This window comes from Bacillus sp. FSL R5-0576, from assembly GCF_038004765.1.
Lineage (GTDB): Bacteria > Bacillota > Bacilli > Bacillales > Bacillaceae > Bacillus > Bacillus subtilis.
The window spans coordinates 483,208-505,485 of sequence record NZ_JBBORU010000001.1 but is presented as its reverse complement, the minus strand read 5'-3'; the positions used below and the strand labels follow the sequence as shown (position 1 = coordinate 505,485).

Below are 22,278 nucleotides of genomic sequence, written 5' to 3'. Positions count from 1 at the left end.
AGGTACGGGAGTTCTTTTTCTTATTTGTTTTTTTGGCGAATCAACTCATCAATCCGCTCCATCACTTCTTCCATGTCCATACATTCTTTGAAGCTTTGATTGATTTTTTTAATGCCTGCCATATACTGATCGTTGCGCAAAACCTCATCTACGGCTTGTTTTAATATTTGGGCATTGACTTCATCTTTAGAGATGACATAGCCTGCATGGAGTTCAGAGAGACGCTGCGCCACCATCGGCTGATCCTTGTCATGAGGCATGACAACCAGTGGCACGCTGAAATGAATGCCTTCGTTTACGCTGTTCATTCCGCCGTGTGTAATGAAAACATCCGATTGCTCCAGCACTTCCAGCTGAGGGACATACGGAGCAATGATAAAGTTTTCCGGCGCCTGCTTTAATTTGGTCAGGTCCGCTTTTTCTCCGGCAGCGATGACGACTTTTCCGTTAAAGCCTGAAAATGCATCAATACAAAGGTTGAAAAAATCCTCTGTATGATCCAGTACAGTCCCCATTGAAATATAAATGACCTTCTCATCTTTTAGCTGTTCAATCGGGAAATCTGTTTTTTCCGCTCTCTTTGGAAAGCTCGGCCCGATAAATAGACATTCATCCCCGAAACGATCACTTTCTGGCTGAAAATAACGGCTTGTATACACTACGTTCAATTCCCCTTTATTGTTCATGAATTGAACCAGGTTTTTCGGGGCAACACCGTACGTTTCTTTCATTTTTGCCAAAAGGTCTTCGCACTCTTGATCCAATTCAAGCGGCGCTCCAGACTCCGGATGCAGCGGCAGGATTTTCAGGTGCTCCTCGCCAAACAAGAAAGACGCCGATGAAGAGACTCCTGGAATATCTAAGTAATCCCTTACCAATTCCCCCGCGCCGAATTTATCATAATAAACAAAATCAAATTGAATGCTCTTAGATAAGTCTTTGACAATCTGTAAAATGTCCAATGACGTTTTGATATGGATTTTCACGAAATCAAGAATGCCATTGGGCGAACCGACATGAATAGGTGTCGTTCGCAGCAGATCCCGGTGAAGATGGACCGTTGCTCCCGCTGCTTCTAATCGTTCTTTATATTTTTCAGTGGATATATAATGGACATCATATCCCTTATCGGAAAACGCTTTTGTAATGCCTAAGGTAGGATTCACATGGCCTTCCGCAGGAAAATTCAAAATCAATACTGTCTTCATGTAGACAACTCCCTCTCAAATCGTATTCTGACTCTTTGTTTAATCAGACTACTACTAATCGTAAAATGGGAACACAACCCATGCAAGGTACAAATGAATGAACTATTCTGCTGCTCTGGACTTAATCAAAAAAAAGACACCCAAGCTCTGGTGTCTTTTTTTACACTTTTCTAATCGTAAAAAATTTCCGCAGAAGCCATGGGCCCGGTGTAAAGCCCAGCGTTAACTGCCAAGCGCCAATAGCCTGCAATCTGTATTCGCGGACGATCTGCATCTTCCGGCTCATGCTCCTGACATCCTCAAACCATACCTCATGCGTCCGCCCCTGCTGATCACTGTACCGGAAAAACGGTGATTGATATTCGGCTGAATATTGTATCGGGGCTTGGTACCTCATCGCTCTTTCGATTGCGTTTTGATTTGAAATCGCTGAAGCAACTGTGCCCGGCTGGTACGGGATGATCCAGTCGTACCCGTAGAGCGGGACTCCGATAATGATTTTTCTGCTCGGCACCTGCGCAATCGTAAACTCAATGGTTCTCCTTATTTCAGTAATCGGCGCTACAGGACCCGGCTCACTTCCGGCATGATGCCAATCATAAGCCATGATAAACATATAATTGACAACCGCTCCTATCCCCCCGTAATCGTAGCCTCTCAGCCAGGGAATATTATCGCTTGTTTTTGCAGGAACGGCTATCGTCAGCACATACCCTCCCGCCTGAAGTCGATCTCTCAGCTGGCGTAAAAACCCAGTGAAAAGATCGCGATCCGCGGCGCTCACCTGCTCAAAATCGATTGTGACACCCCCATATCCCCTTGTGGAAACTAAGTTATAAATGTTGTTGACCAGATTGGTTCTCGCTGTTGGATTGTTCAGTACTTGGTGAACAATCTCCGTACTGAAGCCTCCTGATGTAAGGTTCGTTATTGTTGCCAGCGGCGTGACTCGCCTTTGCCAAGTTGTCTCAATAGCGGCCGCATCATTCAATTGGTTTGCAATGTCGCCGTTCGGTGCAATATGGTATTCGAAAATCGAAATCGAAGACGAGTATGGCGCATAATCATTGATTAATTCCCGATCGAGGTCTGGGTTACGAAGCACATAAAAACTTAACGTTCCCGCAATGTAATTTGAGATCGAAGGAATCGTTATTTTTGCTCCCGCTTGTAAAGCATTTGGGCTGATGCCCGGGTTTGCGGCCCGCAGCCGCTCTAAGGGAACAAATGCTTTTGTCGCAATGGCGGTCAGCGTGTCTCCCGGCTGAACCGTATATACATAAAGAGGGATAAGCAGAGCCTGCCCCGGCACGATATTTGTCTCTTCTAAACCATTCACACCCCGTATTTGATCAACAGAAGCACCGTATCTTCTGCCTATGGAAAACAAAGAATCACCAGGCCCGACGATATGGATAAACATGTTTAACCCCCATTATTCGTTAGTCAATCCATCATAAAATCTTATTAACGGGGCCTCTTAGATATGTGGTGAATACATAAAAAAATACCAAGGGTTCTGCTCCCCCTTGGTACCGGATCATACAAATCAATTCTCTTTTCCTTCTTCAAGCACATGCTTCAAATGCTCACAGTCATGATTGAAATGAGCCAGCACATGCTGTTTGGCTGCTTCTTTGTTTTTCTTTTTCACTTCTTCAAATATCCTGCGGTGCTCACGCAGTATCGTTTCTGCACGGTGGTCGCCGGTATAATTAAGGATTCTGCAAAAATGAATCAGATCATTTATATGCTCAAGCAAATTTTTCAAATGTCTGTTATGGCTGAAATCAACCAGCAGCCCATGAAATTTTTGGTTTAAACGAATGATTTCCGTATCTTCCGTGCCGTTGTGAATCGCTTTCTCTGTTTCTTCAAGCTGTTTTTCGAGTATGGTCAGCTCTTCTTCGTCCGCTTCGTCTATGACTAATTCGACTGCCAGCTGCTCCAGCGGAATTCTGATTTTATAAATCTCATCTACATCTTTTGCCGTTAATGACGTGATCGAAAATCCATTTCGGTCATCCGCTTTTAACAAACCATCTTTCTCAAGCAATCGCATGGCTTCCCTTATCGGAGAGCGGCTGACGCCAAAGCTTTTCGCCAGCTGTGTTTCGTTTATCCGTTCCCCAGGCTTAAAAGTCCCGTTGAAGATCATTTTTTTTAGCTGGTTATAAAATTGCAGGTAGTAGGGAGTCGGCTTATCTAATTTAAAATCGTCCATATATAATACCTCTTTTGAATATATTCAAGGGCTTTTCTTCATCAAAATCATATAACAGATGGTAATGGGAAGCAACAAACTGCCTTGTCAGATCCCTGAATTTGAGGTACGATATGTTTGCTGAACGACGGTCGACGGACTACTGGCAACTGAAAAAACGGCGTGTTTTTCTTCGTCAATAGGACATCATACCTCCGCCAGAATAGCGCACGATTACATTTTTACATCTTTTCAATGGAGGAAAAAATATGCTCATTATTCTTGTTATGTTTCTTCTAGGAATTATTTTAGGCTTTATTGGCGCCGGTGGAGCCGGCTTTGTCATTGCCCTTTTAACGCTTCTTTTCCATATCCCGATTCATACGGCTTTAGGCACTTCGCTTGCCGGCATGGCTTTTACAAGCTTATCAGGGGCATACAGCCACTATCGCGAGGGAAACATTCAAATGAAAATCGGCTTAATAGTCGGAGGCTTTGCTGCGGTTGGCTCATTTTTCGGCGCCAAGCTGACATCTTTTATTCCGGCTGATTTGCTTCATTATTTGACGGCTGGAATGTTATTTTTATCAGCAATTCTCATTTTAATCAGATTATTTATTTTAAAAGAGAAGGCTCAAGTGAATCAAAGCACTCTTTCAACGTATACGAGAGCGGTCATCTTAGGAATTGCAGCCGGCGTTCTTTCCGGCACATTCGGCATTGGGTCGGCACCTTTTATTCAAATTGGTTTAATGATTATGCTGAATCTGTCCATTCGCCATTCTGTCGGAACGACGATGCTTGTGATCATCCCTCTGGCTGTAGGTGGAGGCATCGGGTATATCACAGAAGGTTTTGTTGATTACGTTTTGCTTGTCAAAGTTCTGGTCGGGACAATGTGCGGTGCCTATGTAGGCGCGAAATTCACCAACCTCATGCCAAAGGTGGTTTTGAAATCAGCCATCTTTTTGACTCCGGCGATTGCAGGCCTGCTGTTGTTATTCTAAATAAAACAAAAAACCTGACGTCATGTCAGGTTTTTTTATGAATTCTGCCCTACTCGTTCTTTCGTTAATCCAAAAAACGCCAGTGAGCCGATGACAGCTGTTACAAACATGATGGCTCCCATCGGAACGGCTGTTGTCTCATTAATGCCTACAAGCGGTGACACGATTGAACCAAGGAGCAGCGGGAGCATCCCAAGCAGCGCACTTGCACTTCCGGCGCGGTGCCCCTGCTTTTCCATGGCTAGGGTAAACGTGCTGGTCAGAACCATGCCGATCGTAATCATGTAAATGAAAATGGATATGACTAATGTAGCAAGAGGACCGTGAATCATGGTCATGGTTAATAGCACAGCCGTCGCAATCATAGCCGTAATGACCGCTATACGAAGCAGGCTTTTTTCATGAATGATTCCGCCAAAGCGTCCGATGATAAAGCTGCCCGATATAATCGCCAGCCCGTTAATGCCAAAAAGAATACTAAATACCTGCGGAGACACCCCGTAGATATCCTGGTATACAAAAGGCGTACCAGACACATATGCAAAGCTTCCCCCGTGAATAAATCCGACAGTTAACGCGTACCCCATAAAGGATCGATCCTTCAGCAGGCTGCCCATCGTTTTGACGGATGTTCCGATTGAGCTTGGAATCCGTTTTTCCGGCGGAAGCGTTTCTTTTAACCTCAATGCAATCAGAAGAACTAGTAAAAATCCGATGATCATTAAGACGTGAAAAATTGTATGCCACGTTGCGAACGGCAAAAGCAAAATGGCACCGCCTGTCATAGGCGCAACCATTGGCGCCACCGCGGTAATGACCATTAACAGCGAGAAAAATTTAGAAAGCTCTCTTCCGGTAAACACATCGCGGACGATTGCGCGAGACAGCACAAGCCCTGCAGAAGCAGTGAAGCCCTGTAAAAAACGCGCAGCCACTAAAGTTGTTATATTGGGTGACAGTGCACAAAACAGAGAAGATAACGCAAATAAAAAAATACAGATTAATAGCGGTTTTCGTCTTCCCTGCGCATCGCTGACCGGCCCGACAATCAGCTGGCCGATCGTAAGTCCGACCAGACAGGCTGTTAAACTTAACTGAACAAGTGAAGCACTTGCTGATAAATCTTCCGCGATTTCAGGAAAACTTGGCAAATACATATCTATATTAAGCGGGCCCAATATAGCAAGCATGCCGAGCAGAAACGCTAGTGCCAAGCGTTCTTTTCCAGTTGGATTGTGCAGCATGTTATCAAACCTTCCCTTCAACCTAGTCCCTTATATAATGGATGTCAGCTCCAACTATGGATTGAAGCTGTGAAACATTTGTATATTGTATCATAACTTTCAGCCTGTGAAAGCCGCTTGAGCACGGGCTAGGCAAAGTGATATTCAGAACACCTATAAAGGGAATGATGCGGGGAATCATCGTGATCAGCATCATCTGAAGAAACGGCCAGCTTTTTTTGCTAAGTTCTAGCCTAGCGAATTTTATGCGCTGGGAGGTTGTTCAAAAGTGCAAATGGCTTGCAAGATGAAATCAATCGTTGTATATTAATTGACGTGTCAATCATTGATATATCAATTAATAGTTTTGACAGGAAAGAAGGGATGGGTTTTGGCGTCATTTTGTTCAGAGGAAGCCGAGATTTTATATCAGCTGCAAGGCGTGAACAAGGTGATTGGCGTGAAGTTCGAGGCATGCACGGGCATCAGCCAATCTCGTTTGGAATTGCTGACATTGCTTTATCATGCAGATGAGATCAGTCAAAGCGACCTTCAAAAGAAAGTAAATATCGATAGCGCAGCCGTTACCAGACACCTGAAACAGCTGGAAGCTAAAGGCATGGTATCAAGGCGGCGCAAGCCTGAGGACAACCGCATCACCCTTGTTCGGTTAACAGACCAAGGAAGAGAGCGAATTGAGTCTTCTAAGAAGGAAAAGGAGCGTTTCATGAAGGAAATGCTCGCAAATGTAAGCGCAGAAGAACGCCGCCTGCTCATTGATGTGCTGGCGCGCATGCGAAACAATATAAATAATATCGAAGCTTAAGAGGAGTGTATCAACATGATCAAAACAAACGATTTTATGGAAATTATGAAAGGCCGCCGTTCTATCCGCAACTATGATCCGGCAGTAAAAATCAGCAAAGAAGAAATGACAGAGATCTTAGAGGAAGCAACAACTGCCCCATCTTCTGTTAACGCGCAGCCATGGCGTTTTCTTGTCATTGACAGCCCGGAAGGAAAAGAAAAGCTCGCACCGCTTGCAAGCTTTAACCAAACACAGGTCACAACATCATCTGCTGTCATCGCTGTATTTGCAGACATGAACAATGCAGACTACCTAGAAGAAATCTATTCAAAAGCCGTGGAACTTGGTTACATGCCGCAGGAGGTCAAAGACAGACAAATCGCCGCGCTGACCGCACATTTTGAAAAGCTTCCGGCACAGGTCAACCGTGAAACGATCCTGATTGACGGAGGTCTCGTTTCCATGCAGCTGATGCTGACTGCACGCGCGCATGGCTACGATACAAACCCGATCGGCGGATACGATAAAGAAAACATCGCGGAAACCTTCGGATTAGATAAAGAACGTTATGTACCGGTTATGCTACTTTCTATCGGAAAAGCAGCAGACGAAGGCTATGCTTCCTACCGTCTGCCGATTGATACAATTGCAGAATGGAAATAAAACAAAGAGCCCGGGAATGTTTTCCGGGCTCTTTGTTTTTAAGTACAGCCGCCGTTTGATCGTCTGATCTTTTTTGGTAACACGTCTGAAGTTAGTCGTTTAGTCATGAAAAAAGAGTGATGACCATTCATCACTCTTCTCTCGATTATTCTTTTCCTTTCTTCCTGCCGAACGGCCACCAGTTTCCTTCTCCAAAGGTCGCAATGATTGCCGGGATGAAGAGCGGAAGAATGACAAGGCCGTAAAGCAAGAGCCCGATGATGATAACACTTGCCACCTGCATCAGTGTATTGACACCTGAAGGCATCATCGCCGCGAACGTACCGGCCAATATAATGGCAGCTGTAATAATGACAGATCCCATTTTGCTCATTGACCTGACGACACCTTGCTCAATGCCAAGGTGCACCTCTTCCTTAAATCGATCCAGCAAGAAGATCGAATAATCTACCCCTAACGCGATCAAGATGACAAAGCTGAAGAATGGCACTGCCCAGCTGACACCCGCGTTTCCTAAGCCGTTTACAAAAATTAATTCTGTTATGGATATCGACGTATAGTACGTCAGCAGCAATGACGCGATCATATAAATCGGCATGATCATTGAGCGGAACAAAATGGTTAACACGATAAACAGGCCTATAATCATAATCACCATTGTTCTGGAGAAGTCCGTTGTGGACAGCTCCTTTAAGTCCGCATTCATACTCGTGACCCCGCCGTATACGATCTGTGCATCCTCCAAAGGAGTGCCGTCAACTTCGTTTGCGACAGCTTTTTTGATTTGGTTTATTGTCGTAATAGCTTGTTCTGAGTACGGATTTGAATCCAGAACGACACTTAATTGAACACCTTTGCCGTCTGCAAAGGAATACTGGTCAATTGACTTCTTAAAGTCTTTGTCCTTCATTACTTGATCAGGAATGAATATGCCAGTATCTCTTACAGTTGGACTTTTGCTCATGTCCTCTAATATATCACTGGAAGCTGTAATACCGTCAGAGACTTTCGTCAGGCCCTCATTTGCGCTTTTCACGCCTTCGGACAGCTTTTTTAGGCTTTCTGTCAGCGTTCCGGCTTGTGCCTGCTGGCCTGAGAGCTGTTGGTTCGCTTGTTCAAGGCCGGTTTGAATCTGGCCAAGCTGTCCGCTTATTGCCGTAAGCTGCTGCACGGTCTGTGCGGTATTGCCGGTTTGGGAAATCTGTTTGCTCACGAGCTGCAGCTGCTGATTGATTTTGCCCAAGCCATCTGCCGCATCGCCCAGTGAACCGCCAGACCCTCCATTTGAGGCCGAGCCGGTTTGCCCTGCCATTTGATTCAGTCCGTTTTCTATATCCGTTAATCCGCTTTGGACATCGGCAATCCCTTTCACCGTCTTATCCAGCCCGTCTGAAACCGATCCTAGCTGGTTATCAATATATAAATCTTTGATTTTTTTACCAGTCGGCTGCGTAATGGTCATAACAGAGTCAACATGATTAACTTTCTCGATCGCTTTGCTGATATTTCCTAGATAGGGGATTGTATCAGCTGTTGTAAGATCTTTGTCTCCTTTTACGACAACATTGATCGGGAACGCTTTTCCTTCCCCGAATCCATCCTTAATGGCCTCGAGAGCTTTTATAGATTTATAATCGCTGCTGATTTCCGCAGTTGAGTCGAATGAAATCTGGTCATCATAGGTCAAGATGAACGGAAGCGTAATCACCACCGTGATGACAATGAACAGAAACGGACGCGCAACGGAGTGTCTGCCGAGAAACGCCCATAGTTTGTTATCACTGTGTGACAGCACTTTCTTAGAAGGCCAGAATAATTTTTCTCCCAGCGTCACCATAAATAATGGCAGCAGTGTGTAGAGGATGATCATTAAAATTCCCACACCGACTGCTACCCCTACTGCGGATTGGAAAATCGCAAACTTCGCAAATCCTAAGGCGGAAAATCCGATCAATACCGCAAATCCGCTGATAAATAAGGTTTTTCCCCCTGTGCGGTAAGCGATAAGCGCCGCTTCTTTTTTATCATGCCCGTTTGCCAATTCTTCACGGAATCGTGTAAGAAGCAGTATGCAGTAATCTGTTCCAATGCCGAACAAGATCGCGACTAAGAAGGTTTGCGTAAACGTCGAGATAGGAAAATCAACATTGTATACAAGGATGCCCAGTATGGATTGACTGATCAGATAAGAAAAACCGACAACCACAATCGGGATAAAAGGCGTCACAACAGATCGGAACACGATCAACAGTAAACCGATGATCAGGCAGACTGTGATCACTTCCGTTTTCTTAAGCCCTTCCTCTGAGCTGTGAGCGAAATCCTGGTTGATAAGGGAAGCTCCCGTAATATATGCCGTCAAGTCATCAGGAACGATTTGATAAATCTCGTCCGCAATTTTTTCCGCCTTTTTATCAGAACCTGTAATCGTGATAGGCATGAGAACGGTTTTCTTGTCTTTCGACATCAACTGGTCTTTGACTTCTTTTTCCGCTGACAGAGGAGATGTTACCTCTTCTACACCGTCGATCTTTTTGATTTTATCAATCATTATCCGGAGCTGATTCTCTGTTTCTTTCTTTATAGCGTTGTCTAATGTAAAGACAACACTGATCGAATTATTGTCTTCTCCCGCTTGTTTTAAAATGGCGTTTGCCCTTTCTGAAACAGCATCAGCGGGAAGCTGGGCCTGCCCCTTTTGATTGGCCAGCTCCGTTAAGTTCGGAGAAAACAAACTCAAAACGACGGTAAGTGCTAATACTATAGCTGCAATTGCCCACTTGAATTTGATGATTGCTCTCATTCGGCAGAATCTCCTCCTTTAAATTTGCTTTTTAAAATGGTGAATATCTCGATGATGGAATGTAAGTGTTCCTCATCTATATCATCAATCAACGGTTTGAGCGCGTTAAAGATGGCAGAATCTAATTCTTCTAGTATGTGTTCACCACTGGGTGTAATGTTAATAAGCTTAGAGCGCCTATCACTTTTTTCCGGACCGTCGTCCCATTGAACCAATCCCTTTTCGAGCAGCTTTTTCAGTCTGTTAGAGATCGCGCTCTTATGTACATTTTGGTACATGGCCAGGCTGCCGGGAGAGGTTGGGCCCTTGACTTTTAAAATTTTCAACAGGTCTGCCTGTTCCCTTGAGATATGCTTGAAGACATCCTGATTGATTTCACGATGCACAAATTCTGTCCCTTCAAGCAGGACTTCCACAAACAGGTTTATCGCCTGACATAGCTTTTGTTCATTCAATATCTTCCCCTCCTCATTATAGTTTACCCCGCTAAACTTTATGTTCAATGTCAATTAGTTTATTCCTCTAAACTATATATGTCAACAAATTTTATTCACGGGCACTCTACACGAGAACGCACGTTCGTGTATAATAGAAGCTATACACATGAAAGGGGGAATTTTAACATGTCAGATTTGGCGTTCAAATTGTATGAATATAACGTCTGGGCCAATCAACAAATATTCAACCGATTAAAAGAGCTTCCAAAAGAGGTATACCATCAAGAAATTCAAAGCGTGTTTCCGTCAATATCCCATGTATTGTCTCATGTTTATCTTTCTGATCTCGGCTGGATTGAAGTGTTTTCCGGCAAAACCTTGAGCGATGCGTTGGCTTTAGCTGAACAGCTTAAAGAACAGACAGAGGCAAAAGAAATAGAGGAAATGGAAGACCTTTTTCTGAGGTTATCCGAGCGCTTTACACTATTTTTACAGCAAAAAGAACAGCTCAATAAGCCACTCCAGATTCAAAATCCCTCAAGCGGAATCATGAAATCAACTGTTTCCGAACTACTTCCCCACGTTGTCAATCACGGGACATACCACCGCGGCAATATCACAGCAATGCTGCGGCAGGCAGGCTACGCATCCGCACCGACAGATTACGGGCTCTACCTGTTTATGAAAAAAACTGAAAAAGCATAAGAAAGCGGCTCCCTAAATGGAGCCGCTTTTTTCGGGAAATAGTCCAAATCACATTAAAATTCTTTTCATCAATCCTTTTTTAGTAAAAAAGATAGAAATTTTAGTGTTATAATAATCATTAAAAATAGATTGCTGACTCAATAAACAATTTTCAATGGAGGAACACATAAAGTGACAGACGACATGACGAAAGACAATATAAATCAGCAAACGTTGCAGAGAGGCTTGAAAAACAGGCATATCCAGCTCATCGCCATCGGCGGAGCCATTGGGACAGGCTTATTTCTCGGCTCGGGCAAATCGATTCATTTTGCCGGACCTTCGATTTTATTTGCTTATATGATCACAGGGATCATTTGCTTCTTAATTATGAGATCGCTGGGTGAACTGCTGTTATCAAACTTGAACTATCACTCTTTTGTGGATTTTGTACAAGACTACCTAGGCGATATGGCAGCATTTATCACCGGCTGGACATATTGGTTCTGCTGGATTTCCATTGCGATGGCTGATCTGACAGCAGTCGGGCTCTACACTCAATATTGGCTCCCAGGTGTGCCGCAATGGGTGCCTGGCTTAATCGCTCTTATTATTTTACTGATTATGAATCTGGCGACAGTCAAGCTTTTTGGAGAATTAGAATTTTGGTTTGCTTTGATTAAAGTCATTGCCATTTTGGCGTTAATCGTCATAGGCCTTGTGATGATTTTCAAAGGCTTTTCCACAAGCTCAGGAGTGTCCAGCTTCACAAACCTCTGGAGTCACGGAGGCCTGTTCCCGAATGGCATGCACGGGTTTATCCTCTCGTTCCAGATGGTTGTGTTTGCTTTTGTCGGCATTGAGCTTGTCGGGCTTACGGCCGGTGAAACAGAAAACCCTGAAAAAGTAATCCCTAAGGCGATCAACAATATTCCTGTCCGTGTGCTGCTTTTTTATATCGGGGCTCTTCTCGTGATTATGAGCATCTATCCTTGGGATGTCATCAATCCCAGCGAAAGCCCATTCGTACAAGTATTTGTCGCTGTTGGCATCGTCGGGGCTGCAAGTATTATCAACTTTGTTGTGTTGACATCCGCTGCTTCAGCGTGCAACAGCGCTGTATTCAGTACAAGCCGTATGGTCTATTCCCTGGCGAAAGATCACAATGCGCCTGAGTCAATGGCGAAACTGACTCAGCGTAAAGTGCCTAGAAATGCTTTATTCTTTTCAGCTATCGTGATTTTAATCGGTGTTACGTTAAACTACATCATGCCAGAAGGCGTATTCACCCTGATCACAAGTATTTCAACCGTATGCTTTATCTACATTTGGGGAATTACGGTCATCTGCCATATGAAATACCGCAAAACAAGACCTGAATTAGCGAAAACAAACAAGTTTAAGCTTCCGCTTTATCCGTTTACAAATTACCTGATTCTTGCGTTCCTGGCGTTTGTTCTGGTTGTGCTGGCACTGGCACAGGATACTCGTGTTTCCTTATTTGTCACACCGGTTTGGTTTATTTTGCTGATTGTGATTTATAAAGTGAGAAAAGCGAAGCATCAATAACACTCGAAACTCCTGCCTCAAAAATGAGAGCAGGAGTTTTTTTGATAAAAATGACCTTTGCTTTTGAATTTGAAGGTATGCTATAGTGTTTGTAATCAAAACAAGAAGGGATGATGGGTGGACAATGATTAACTAATCTTATTTTTACCGTTTGAAATCAATATTTCAAATCAAAAAATAGGATTAGTCTGCCCATTTTCTATATATACGACACCGGCTATTTATAAAAAATAGCTTATTTGATCATGCACAGGCGCAGCTAATCCTTCCAACACATTTGGGAGGATTTTTTTATTCTCCCTTTAAAGCGAGGGATATGGATGAAAGAGATCGTAACATTAACAAACGTTAGCTATGAAGTAAAGGATCTAACTGTTTTTAAACATGTAAACGCCAGTGTTCAGCAAGGAGATATCATTGGGATTATCGGAAAAAACGGCGCTGGGAAATCTACGCTGCTGCACCTCATTCACAATGACTTAGCCCCTGCACAGGGTCAAATCCTTCGGAAGGATATAAAACTGGCTTTGGTTGAACAGGAAACCGCGGCGTATTCCTTTGCGGATCAGACACCTGCCGAAAAGAAGTTACTGGAGAAATGGCATGTGCCTCTTCGTGATTTTCATCAGTTAAGCGGCGGTGAAAAACTGAAAGCGCGGCTGGCGAAAGGACTATCAGAGGATGCAGATCTGCTGCTGTTAGATGAACCGACAAACCACCTTGATGAAAAAAGCTTGCAATTTCTCATCCAACAGCTGAAACATTATAGCGGCACTGTGATTCTCGTTTCTCACGATCGATATTTTTTAGACGAAGCCGCAACAAAAATATGGTCGCTTGAGGACCAGACGCTGATTGAATTCAAAGGGAATTACTCCGGGTATATGAAGTTCCGGGAGAAGAAAAGACTCACCCAGCAGCGTGAATATGAAAAGCAGCAAAAAATGGTTGAACGGATTGAAGCACAAATGAATGGGCTCGCTTCTTGGTCGGAAAAAGCCCACGCCCAATCGACGAAAAAGGAAGGGTTTAAAGAATATCACAGGGTAAAAGCGAAGCGTACGGATGCCCAGATTAAATCCAAGCAGAAGCGGCTTGAAAAAGAGCTGGAAAAAGCAAAGGCGGAACCCGTAACCCCAGAATATACAGTCCGCTTTTCAATCGATACAACCCACAAAACAGGAAAACGTTTTTTAGAAGTTCAGAATGTAACAAAAGCGTTTGGAGAAAGGACCCTCTTTAAAAACGCAAACTTTACGATTCAGCACGGCGAAAAGGTTGCGATCATAGGCCCCAATGGCAGCGGAAAAACGACATTACTGAACATCATTCTGGGACAGGAAACAGCAGAAGGAAGTGTATGGGTGTCGCCGTCTGCAAACATCGGCTATTTAACGCAGGAGGTGTTTGATTTGCCTTTAGAACAAACACCGGAAGAGTTATTTGAGAATGAAACATTTAAAGCAAGAGGGCACGTTCAAAATCTGATGAGACACTTAGGTTTTACAGCTGCCCAATGGACTGAACCGATCAAGCATATGAGTATGGGTGAGCGTGTAAAGATCAAGCTGATGGCATATATTCTGGAGGAAAAAGACGTGCTGATTTTAGATGAGCCGACAAACCATCTCGACCTGCCTTCACGCGAACAGCTGGAAGAAACACTGTCACAATACAGCGGCACATTGCTGGCGGTTTCACATGACCGATACTTTCTCGAAAAAACAACAAACAGTAAACTCGTCATCTCAAACAACGGCATCGAAAAGCAGTTAAATGACGCCGCTCCTTCTGAAAGAAATGAGCGGGAAGAGCTTCGATTAAAGCTTGAGACAGAAAGACAAGAAGTGCTGGGAAAACTCAGTTTTATGACGCCAAATGATAAAGGGTATAAGGAGCTTGATCAGGCTTTCAATGAGCTTACGAAACGAATAAAAGAGCTGGATCATCAAGACAAAAAAGACTGAGGGAGAAAGTTCAAGCGGCATTGAAAAGGACAACAGCTGTTGTCCTTTTTCTTTATATGTTCAAGCCTTCTCATGACATTAATGTTTCTAATGATGACTTATAGTATCCTGCCACCGCTTCCAGATAGGCATGTTGTATTTGGGTAACGTAAGCGGCTTTTCACTATAGCTGTTTCCGCATACGTATATTGGTCATGGCATAACCCATCTTCTGATAGAGATAGACGGCTGTCTCGTTGTGTGCAAATACATGAAGAGCCAGCCTTTCCACACCAAGCTCTCTTGCTCTTTCATCAAGCGTTTGAAGCGCCAATTGAGCAAGTCCTTTTCCGCGAAAGGCTTCATACAATCCAAAGGAATAGATAAACGCTTCCTTTTGCGGATGGAGCGGATCGGCGTACAGCCAAAGCCAGCCCATCCTTTCCCCTTGTTCAGTGGTGATGTTCCAAAAATAATGATTGCTGCTGTCTCGCCCATTCGGAATCATGTTCTCATATGCCTGCTCTGATTTCTCAAGCGCCTCTTTTTCCGTCCAAGTTCCTGACGTTATGTTTTGTTTCGCATAATTTTGCACGGACATCCCTCGAAAGGCTTCGAACTCTTCCTCAGTCATGTCTTCCAAAGTTAATGCCATCCTGTATTCCTCCTTTATAAAAAAAGCCCAGCTGATGCCGGACGAATAACGCAGAAATGGAGCTCTATTTTACTGATTCAGTTAATTCCTGGACTTTCTATTATTCGATAAGAAAAGGAGATTTCCTGCAAATGGGCTTGTTCTTAAACATTAGTGAAAAGCTTACGTGTAACTCCCCAGGATGATCATGATAGAAACAATCAAACAAATCATCGCTGGTATCGCCATGATGACCGATTGTCTTGCTCGAAACATATGCGCATGAATTGCTCCCGCCATGAGAACGACAAACAGAACACCTGCTCCAATTGCTGCATACCGATTCCAAATTCCCGCTGTCATAGCAAGTGCCCCGGCTATTTCAAGAATGCCAGTAACAGTCAGAAACCATAATGGATATTGATAATGCCGCCAATGCTCAACTTGAAAGGGAACGCGGCTTACCTTTATGATGCCTCCCGCAAGCATAAAAACTGCCAAACTGACTTTCGTAATAATAGATATCATCTTACGTCATTCCCTTTCGGAAGCATCCCGTATATTAAAAGATTCACAACCTCTGCTGCGAGGCTTGCCGGATCTTTGATTCCGGTTAACAAAAATGAATCGGTTAAATGTTCAATCATGCCGACCAAACACTCAGCGACAGTTTCCATATCCAGTTCAGAGTGAAAATAGCCAAGCCGCTGTTCTGCTTCTAAGTTCTCTTTCAAAACCATCGCCAAGTCTTTTTTCATTTGTTTTGCTTCCGGGTTGAGAAAAAAGCCGATCTTGGTTAAATCCTTGTCCTCAGCCAAAAATTGAAAAACAGTCTCTACAGCTAGCAGTACCCGTTTTGACACATCCTCCGTGTTTAATCCGTTTTCCAGAAGAAGTGACTCTGTCAGCTTTCTGACTCGAGAGTGAAAATCGGTTATTAACTCGGCAAAGATGGCTTCTTTGCTTTGAAAGTACAGATAAAATGAAGGCTGCGTGAACCCAGCTTTTTTCACAATTTCACTTACCTTCGCGTCATGGAATCCCCGAACCGAAAATTCATTAGCGGCAACTTTGAGTAACCGTTTCCGGCTTTCTTCTCCTTTACGTCCTTTACTTTTCAACTAGGACCACCCCCAAAATAATACTCACGAGTAATGTTACTTACGAGTATTATTTCATGGCATTAGCTTCATTGTCAATGATTTCAAACTCATCCTGTTGCCAGCTTCCTTTATTAAAGGGTCTTATGTATTTCGAATAACTGAATCAATTTATTATATCAATGGCTTTTCATTCACTGATAAGTATTTTCTGAATAGATTGACATTCAGGCTGTGATAAACTTTATTCTTTTTTTCTAACAAACATCACTCCGGGGCCAGATAGAGTTTTGCCCGCAAATGCAAGGAACAATTGGGTGCAGCGGCGCATAATGTACTGTACAGAAAGATGGAAGGGTGTGATGGGATGCCGTCTACAGTAATCAACCTATATTATTTGAAGATCAACAGTATTTCGGGCAATGGTTCAATTACAATAGGCGAAGCTGCTTATAACAGCCCTACCAACAATCAAAAATCTCAAGGGACCAATTCTTCTTTCGGTGATACCTCACCTACAGAATCGGTTATGGAAAACTTCTTAAACGATCCTGATGTAAATGATCAGACATCTATCGGCAACTCTGATACATCCAACGTTAATGCTCCTCCGATTGCACCACCGCCAATTTTAGATTAAAGGGGTTTCGTCTATGCCATATCAAATTAACATCGCAAATATTAAGATCAACGGCGTCACGCAAAACGGAAATATAGATGTCGGCCCGACTGTGCACAACAGCCATACTGCGAACAGCAAATATTTTGGAGCAAACTTTTCCTTAGGGGATCTTTCGCCTACGTCTTCACTTTTGAACACTGGAAATATTGATTCAGACGTTAGTGACCAAGACCAAATCGGAAACCCTTCTGCGCCTATTGCAAATCAAATTTAAGGAGAATCTCATATGGATTTCGAAAAAATTCGAAAGTGGCTTGAGATTACGAATGAATATAAACAAAGTGACTTTTGGACAAATGTGCTCAAATATAAAGCCCCGGAACATTTTTTTGATTCCGAAGCTTCTACATTTGTTTACGACTTTTATCAAGATGAAGAATATAATTTTATCATTGTGGAAATGCCCGGTGTATATGAGGAAGAATTAACGATCCGTTTACTATCTAAAACCCAGCTGCTGATCAAAGGAACGATCACGCCTGTTTTTCCTGCCGAAATGGAAGTGCTGCGTGAACGGTATTACGGAGAAATTGAGCGAATCATTCAGCTTCCCGAAGCCACTGAATCTCATTTGTTACAGATTCAGCTGTTAAACGGGCTTCTGCACATTTCGTACCCAAGACAAATTGAAACCATTGCGTTCAATAAGGGGCTTTAAGATTGATTGTTCCTTCATTCCTTATCCATAGGGACTGATATATGGTCTTTATACTGATCCACATAAATATCCCCATTACCCAGCAGCACTGCGTACACGGTCTCTTTCACCTTTATGTCTCTTTTTCGCAATTCCTCCAAAAGCCAGGATTCCGTCAAACGATTCTGCTTTAAATTATTCTCAATGATTTCTCCGTCCATAATAAGCTCTATCGGAAGCCTGTGTTCTTGGTTTACCGCAATCATTAAATCCTGTTTGGTCACATGCCGGAATTGCGGTTTTCTTAACACAGTCAGCTGACCATTCGTTTCAAGAATGGCAAAAAGAACTTCTTCGATATTAAATATTTCTTTTTCCCGCAATTGCTGATTTAAATAATCAAGTGTGTAACGCATTTTCCTCATATTTGATTCAAGTATCTTCCCGTTTTGAATCAGCACTGTTGGATCTCCGGCAAAAAATTTCCTCAGCTTCCTGTTCTTTATCGACAGAAACGAAATTAGAAAAATGGTTAACACAAAAATACTAAACGAAATGGCCATATTGTGCGGTTTTATTGAAGTATTGTAAGCTAATCCACCAGCAATCGCCCCTAGTGTGATCGCCGCAATAAAATCAAAAATCGTCATTTGAGAGATTGTCTGTTTGCCTAAAATTCGTTCTGCGATTAACAGCAAGCCAAAGCTGGCAACCGTTCTAATGACAACTTCAAGTTCAATCATGTTATGGCGCTCCCCGCTTCCCAGATTGTTTCGGCCAAAAAACTCCTGCTGCTATCATTGTTTGGCTTAATATATCCATCTATACCAAAAATATTGTTCGGTTCAGGACAGAATGAACCGACTGCCTTTCGGATATATTAAATTGCGATTGGCCGGAAGGAAAGCCAATCCCATGACAAATCTAATTCATCATTGGTCAGGTGGTAGCATGAATTTCACTTGGGAATCTCTTGTTCTCATTGTAGCCGGAGTCATCTTGCTGAGAATTTCAGGAAGAAAATCAATCGCACAAATGACTTCAACTCAAACGGTTGTCATGATTTCGATCGGAACTATTATCGTTCAGCCAATCATCGAGTACAGCCTCTTCAAAACATTAATTGCGGCGGCAATTTTCACAATCACACTCATCGTTATGGAATGGATCCAAATGAGATCGAACTTCATTGAAAAGATGTTAACCGGAAAAGCAAAAATTGTTATTGAAAACGGTCAGCTTCATATCGAAAACCTGAAGAAGATGAGACTTACAGCTGATCAGCTTGAAATGCAGCTACGGCTTCACGGCGTTACGGCTATACAAGATGTCAAAATTGCGACATTAGAAGCAAACGGGCAATTAGGAATAGAATTAACTGATGACGCCAAACCTTTAACTGTCAGGGATCTAAAAAAACTCATTCACCCGAATTTCATTAATAAGGACGGACAAGCCCATTTGTCTAGCAATCAGAATATTTTTGATGAAATTGACAAAAAGAATAAAAAAAACATCCCTAAAAAACTGCATTAACAAAAGGCACTTGGAGAATTTTGCAGGTTTTTGTCTCTCACTGAATGTTTTTGCCGTTTTGTTTAAGCAATTGCTGCTCACACACCATATTGTATAAACAGTCATAACAGAGAGGAGAGATGAATGATGAAATTCCCAGTTTATATTCATTCGATATCCGGAAACAGCGTTTTTAATAACGGTTTTGCATTTTCCATCAGCCCTTTCTCTGTTTCTAAAGAGACAGATGGTTCCGGAGGGAATAATACAGGTTTGGTTTTTGAATCCAATGCTTTAAGCCAAACAAGCTCCGCCAATCAAGCCCTACATGTTACAAATGCGGTCCAAGGACTGCTTTCCAAGCTTTTAGCGTAAAAATAAGAAATTAACACTTCATGAGGTGCCGTATGGCTTTTCCAATTATTCACACGAACTTTTGGGATGCTGTGATAGCTGTTCCAATCATCATATTGATAACCCAAATCCTCAAAATATTATTGAAAATCCCCAAAACTTTTGTACCGTCAGTTGCCTTAATAACAGGCCTTGTCATTTCTGTTTTCATAAGCCATCGACACAGCCTCTTTTCTGGCGTATTTATGGGCTGGTTTTATGGCTACGCTGCTATAGGCTCCTACTCATCATTAAAAACGACCATCTTATCCTTTAGGCAAACGAAAAACGATACATCAAATTCATAGATGACATATAACGATCTGCCGCCTCTTTATCAGGCGGCTTTATTTCTGCTGATAGGTTGATCACCTTCAAAAGAGACTCATTCACTCGCTATTATTTTTACCATTATGTTGATGCAAAGATATAAAAACGCAATATCATAGAAGTAAATAGACTGCCAGTGTCCTTTATGACAGCTACTTCTGAGTGAAAGGAGTTTTTGAAGCATGCGATCTCAAATCAACATTTCAAATCTCACGATAAATGGAATGACACAAAACGCCAATACAGATATCGGACAAAACTTGCAAAACAGCCATACTGCGAACAGCAAAAATTACGGTGTCAATTTCACATTAGGAGATTACTCTCCTTCTAATTCAATTATTATTTCAGCAAGTTGTGATAATGATACAAGTGATCAAGGGCAGGTTGATAACCCTTCTTCGCCTAGTGAAGAATAAATTGATGCAAAAAAAGAACTCATTTGAGTTCTTTTTTTTGCCTTATTTCTTTATTCGCCTTCATATAATCGATAAACCCTTTTCAGCTTTTGTTCAAGCTGTTCAAAATGAACAAAACGGGCTTCTCTTAGAAACTCAGTCCCATCAATGAACAAAAGAAGCACAGGAACGGTGAAAACTGAAAATCTGCCGGCGACCTCTGCTACATCGTCAGCATTGATATGCCCCAATTTGATGTTTGGAAACTGATCCAATACTATTCTGAGCTGGGGCAGGACTGCGTGACATACTGTACAGGCAGGTCTTGATATATAAATAAAACTGAATTTGTGCTGTTTGATAAAATTATCTATAGAATCTAATGAATGTAATTCTGTCATCTCTTTCATCCATTTACTCCTTCAAATAGGTCTGTCTTTTATAACCAAGCTCATCAATACGTATCATTCACTATACTGATTTATATTTATTATATCCGCTTTTTTACTTTGCAGAGTACCTGCAAGCTTGCCGAAAATGTCAAAATAAAAGAACAGTTACTGACAAGCAGCAACTGTTCTTACATACTTTCGTATTAAAAATGCAAAGCGTAAGCTCCTGAACCGATGAGTGCAACCCCTATGGAAACTGCAATGAGCACCAGGTTATATTCAAAACCTCCGGCGCCATTCGCAAAACCTTTCGCTCCATGGACTTTTACAATAGCACCTAACATGATGATCGTTATGATAGCAGCTCCAAGCGGGAGGAATACGCCTAAAATAAATAGAATTCCGCTTACTAACTCCCCAAGACCTGATAGAGCGGCCGCAACGTTTCCTGGTTTCACCCCAATTGATTCGAACCATTGTCCGGTTCCTTTAATCCCGTATCCGCCAAACCAGCCGAATAATTTTTGTGTGCCATAAAACAAAAACACTACACCAATCATTATACGAATAAGCAACAGTCCTGCATCTTCCATTTGTATCTCTCCTCATCTTTGATTTCATCTGATTCTTTGCTGACAGTACCATCCAGCAATCATCAATTGAATATATGTTTCTTTATTTTTTATGTGTCAAATCAATCTAACTCTCTTACTTCAAACGGCAGCAGCCCTTGTTCAATTTGTGTGCGATGCGGTTCATATTGTACAGGCAGCATCAGTTTTTCGCCCATTGTATCCTGTGTTTCATCATGTGCAAAGCCTGGAGGATCAGTTGCGATTTCAAACAGGATTTCCCCATGTTCCCTGAAGTAAATGGCATTAAAGTAGTTTCTATCCCGAACAGGAGTTACACCATATCCGTGGGAAGCAATATATCTTTGCCAATCTAACTGATCTTCATCATCGTTAGCCCGCCAAGCGATGTGATGCACCGTTCCCGCCCCCATTTGCCCGCGGCCAATAGGCGTTAACTTAAGGTCAATCACATTTCCGATATCACCGGCGGAACGATAACGAACGAAGTCTCCTTCTTTGCCGACTCGTTCCAGCCCCATGATGTTTTCTAAAAGGTCAGCGGTTTTGTCAGGCTGCGCTGATAATAGGGTTGCACCCCCAAAACCTTTAATGGCAACATAGGGCGTTACATCTCCGAAAGTCCACGTGTTAGCCTCTCCTTCTTCTCTTTCCACGATTTCTAAGTGCAGTCCATGAGGATCATCAAATTCTACATATTGTTCCCCAAAGCGCTCGATTTTGGTGTATGGAACGTTGAACTTTTCTAGTCTCTTTTCCCAAAATGCCATAGCCCCTTTCGGCACGACATACGAGGTCACGCCAACTTGACCGTCTCCAATGACGCCTTGGCGGGCTCCGGCCCACGGAAAGAAGGTAATGATTGTTCCCGGCTTCCCGCCTTCATTCCCAAAATAAAGATGATACGTACCTGGGTCATCAAAATTGACAGTTTGCTTGACCAAACGAAGCCCAAGCACTCCTGCGTAGAAATCTGTGTTCTCTTGAGGGTGACCGACAATCGCCGTAATATGATGAATTCCCATCGTTTTTTTAGCCATTTTTATCCGCTCC

General features: G+C 42.8%; 26 protein-coding genes. 13 read left to right on the top strand and 13 right to left on the bottom strand.

The window, feature by feature from the left end; translation table 11 throughout:
• Positions 1–20: 20 nt before the first annotated feature.
• The 3 genes from NX903_RS02620 to NX903_RS02610 form a co-directional block, all read right to left on the bottom strand.
• Positions 21–1,208, bottom strand: a complete 1,188-nt coding sequence (locus tag NX903_RS02620) for a macrolide family glycosyltransferase (protein WP_086343512.1) — start codon at positions 1,206–1,208, stop codon at positions 21–23.
• A gap of 160 nt (positions 1,209–1,368) precedes the next feature.
• Positions 1,369–2,631, bottom strand: a complete 1,263-nt coding sequence (locus NX903_RS02615) for a glycoside hydrolase family 18 protein (protein WP_086343511.1) — start codon at positions 2,629–2,631, stop codon at positions 1,369–1,371.
• A 126-nt stretch (positions 2,632–2,757) separates the two neighbouring features.
• Positions 2,758–3,432 carry a GntR family transcriptional regulator gene (locus NX903_RS02610; RefSeq protein WP_086343510.1) on the bottom strand — a complete coding sequence of 225 codons (675 nt, stop codon included), beginning with the start codon at positions 3,430–3,432 and terminating at the stop codon, positions 2,758–2,760.
• A 248-nt stretch (positions 3,433–3,680) separates the two neighbouring features.
• On the opposite strand from NX903_RS02610, the gene NX903_RS02605 reads away from it, so the two are divergent.
• Positions 3,681–4,418 (top strand): sulfite exporter TauE/SafE family protein, encoded by a 738-nt coding sequence (locus NX903_RS02605; protein WP_003234130.1) that lies wholly within the window; start codon positions 3,681–3,683, stop codon positions 4,416–4,418.
• Positions 4,419–4,453: 35 nt separating this feature from the next.
• Here the strand turns inward: NX903_RS02605 and NX903_RS02600 are convergent, their stop codons facing one another.
• Positions 4,454–5,662, bottom strand: coding sequence for an MFS transporter (locus NX903_RS02600; protein ID WP_014475975.1), 1,209 nt, complete (start codon positions 5,660–5,662; stop codon positions 4,454–4,456).
• Between the two features lie 310 nt (positions 5,663–5,972).
• Between NX903_RS02600 and NX903_RS02595 the strand changes: the two genes are divergently transcribed.
• Both NX903_RS02595 and NX903_RS02590 read left to right on the top strand, forming a co-directional pair.
• Positions 5,973–6,467: a MarR family transcriptional regulator gene (locus NX903_RS02595; RefSeq protein ID WP_015252703.1), complete on the top strand. Its 495-nt coding sequence runs from the start codon at positions 5,973–5,975 to the stop codon at positions 6,465–6,467.
• 15 nt (positions 6,468–6,482) lie between these two features.
• Positions 6,483–7,112 carry a nitroreductase family protein gene (locus tag NX903_RS02590; protein WP_003234135.1) on the top strand — a complete coding sequence of 210 codons (630 nt, stop codon included), beginning with the start codon at positions 6,483–6,485 and terminating at the stop codon, positions 7,110–7,112.
• Positions 7,113–7,257: 145 nt separating this feature from the next.
• Here NX903_RS02590 and NX903_RS02585 read toward each other — a convergent pair whose 3' ends face one another.
• Complete coding sequence (locus NX903_RS02585) at positions 7,258–9,915, bottom strand: MMPL family transporter (protein WP_086343509.1); 2,658 nt, start codon at positions 9,913–9,915, stop codon at positions 7,258–7,260.
• Positions 9,912–10,370, bottom strand: coding sequence for a MarR family transcriptional regulator (locus NX903_RS02580; RefSeq protein WP_042977030.1), 459 nt, complete (start codon positions 10,368–10,370; stop codon positions 9,912–9,914). Before NX903_RS02580 ends, NX903_RS02585 begins: the two co-directional genes overlap by 4 nt.
• 168 nt (positions 10,371–10,538) lie before the next feature.
• On the opposite strand from NX903_RS02580, the gene dinB reads away from it, so the two are divergent.
• The 3 genes from dinB to vmlR all read left to right on the top strand — a co-directional run bounded on the left by dinB (position 10,539) and on the right by vmlR (position 14,572).
• Positions 10,539–11,057 carry a damage-inducible protein DinB gene (dinB, locus tag NX903_RS02575; RefSeq protein ID WP_077671250.1) on the top strand — a complete coding sequence of 173 codons (519 nt, stop codon included), beginning with the start codon at positions 10,539–10,541 and terminating at the stop codon, positions 11,055–11,057.
• 171 nt (positions 11,058–11,228) lie between these two features.
• Complete coding sequence (locus tag NX903_RS02570) at positions 11,229–12,605, top strand: amino acid permease (protein WP_014475969.1); 1,377 nt, start codon at positions 11,229–11,231, stop codon at positions 12,603–12,605.
• Positions 12,606–12,925: 320 nt separating this feature from the next.
• Positions 12,926–14,572, top strand: coding sequence for an ABC-F type ribosomal protection protein VmlR (vmlR, locus tag NX903_RS02565; protein ID WP_086343508.1), 1,647 nt, complete (start codon positions 12,926–12,928; stop codon positions 14,570–14,572).
• Between the two features lie 163 nt (positions 14,573–14,735).
• On the opposite strand, the gene NX903_RS02560 is transcribed toward vmlR, so the two are convergent.
• The 3 genes from NX903_RS02560 to NX903_RS02550 all read right to left on the bottom strand — a co-directional run bounded on the left by NX903_RS02560 (position 14,736) and on the right by NX903_RS02550 (position 16,306).
• A complete protein-coding gene (locus NX903_RS02560) occupies positions 14,736–15,206 on the bottom strand; it encodes a GNAT family N-acetyltransferase (RefSeq protein ID WP_086343507.1) in 471 nt (156 codons plus the stop codon).
• Between the two features lie 162 nt (positions 15,207–15,368).
• Positions 15,369–15,713 carry a DoxX family protein gene (locus NX903_RS02555; protein ID WP_076458489.1) on the bottom strand — a complete coding sequence of 115 codons (345 nt, stop codon included), beginning with the start codon at positions 15,711–15,713 and terminating at the stop codon, positions 15,369–15,371.
• Complete coding sequence (locus NX903_RS02550) at positions 15,710–16,306, bottom strand: TetR/AcrR family transcriptional regulator (RefSeq protein ID WP_134982524.1); 597 nt, start codon at positions 16,304–16,306, stop codon at positions 15,710–15,712. Before NX903_RS02550 ends, NX903_RS02555 begins: the two co-directional genes overlap by 4 nt.
• Positions 16,307–16,652: 346 nt before the next feature.
• Between NX903_RS02550 and NX903_RS02545 the strand changes: the two genes are divergently transcribed.
• From NX903_RS02545 to cotP, 3 genes are read left to right on the top strand one after another with little or no spacing between them, the layout of a single operon-like run.
• Complete coding sequence (locus NX903_RS02545) at positions 16,653–16,925, top strand: spore germination protein (protein ID WP_003243854.1); 273 nt, start codon at positions 16,653–16,655, stop codon at positions 16,923–16,925.
• A 13-nt stretch (positions 16,926–16,938) separates the two neighbouring features.
• Positions 16,939–17,181 (top strand): spore germination protein, encoded by a 243-nt coding sequence (locus NX903_RS02540; RefSeq protein ID WP_014478992.1) that lies wholly within the window; start codon positions 16,939–16,941, stop codon positions 17,179–17,181.
• A 12-nt stretch (positions 17,182–17,193) separates the two neighbouring features.
• Positions 17,194–17,625: a spore coat protein CotP gene (gene cotP / locus NX903_RS02535; protein WP_024572976.1), complete on the top strand. Its 432-nt coding sequence runs from the start codon at positions 17,194–17,196 to the stop codon at positions 17,623–17,625.
• Between the two features lie 14 nt (positions 17,626–17,639).
• Here the strand turns inward: cotP and NX903_RS02530 are convergent, their stop codons facing one another.
• On the bottom strand, positions 17,640–18,347 hold the full coding sequence (locus NX903_RS02530; RefSeq protein ID WP_072175204.1) for a DUF421 domain-containing protein: 708 nt from the start codon (positions 18,345–18,347) through the stop codon (positions 17,640–17,642).
• A 208-nt stretch (positions 18,348–18,555) separates the two neighbouring features.
• Between NX903_RS02530 and NX903_RS02525 the strand changes: the two genes are divergently transcribed.
• The 4 genes from NX903_RS02525 (at position 18,556) to NX903_RS02510 (ending at position 20,261) form a co-directional block, all read left to right on the top strand.
• Positions 18,556–19,140 carry a DUF421 domain-containing protein gene (locus tag NX903_RS02525; protein ID WP_024572978.1) on the top strand — a complete coding sequence of 195 codons (585 nt, stop codon included), beginning with the start codon at positions 18,556–18,558 and terminating at the stop codon, positions 19,138–19,140.
• A 123-nt stretch (positions 19,141–19,263) separates the two neighbouring features.
• On the top strand, positions 19,264–19,494 hold the full coding sequence (locus NX903_RS02520; RefSeq protein WP_024572979.1) for a spore germination protein: 231 nt from the start codon (positions 19,264–19,266) through the stop codon (positions 19,492–19,494).
• A gap of 32 nt (positions 19,495–19,526) precedes the next feature.
• Entirely contained in the window at positions 19,527–19,820 is a 294-nt protein-coding gene (locus NX903_RS02515; protein ID WP_009969672.1) for a hypothetical protein, read from the top strand.
• Positions 19,821–20,024: 204 nt separating this feature from the next.
• Positions 20,025–20,261 carry a spore germination protein gene (locus NX903_RS02510; protein WP_015482867.1) on the top strand — a complete coding sequence of 79 codons (237 nt, stop codon included), beginning with the start codon at positions 20,025–20,027 and terminating at the stop codon, positions 20,259–20,261.
• Positions 20,262–20,311: 50 nt separating this feature from the next.
• Here NX903_RS02510 and NX903_RS02505 read toward each other — a convergent pair whose 3' ends face one another.
• The 3 genes from NX903_RS02505 to NX903_RS02495 all read right to left on the bottom strand — a co-directional run bounded on the left by NX903_RS02505 (position 20,312) and on the right by NX903_RS02495 (position 22,265).
• Entirely contained in the window at positions 20,312–20,650 is a 339-nt protein-coding gene (locus NX903_RS02505) for a thioredoxin family protein (protein WP_024572376.1), read from the bottom strand.
• Between the two features lie 185 nt (positions 20,651–20,835).
• Positions 20,836–21,225: a DoxX family protein gene (locus tag NX903_RS02500; RefSeq protein WP_003234169.1), complete on the bottom strand. Its 390-nt coding sequence runs from the start codon at positions 21,223–21,225 to the stop codon at positions 20,836–20,838.
• Positions 21,226–21,326: 101 nt separating this feature from the next.
• Positions 21,327–22,265 (bottom strand): ring-cleaving dioxygenase, encoded by a 939-nt coding sequence (locus NX903_RS02495; protein WP_086343505.1) that lies wholly within the window; start codon positions 22,263–22,265, stop codon positions 21,327–21,329.
• Positions 22,266–22,278 lie beyond the last annotated feature (13 nt).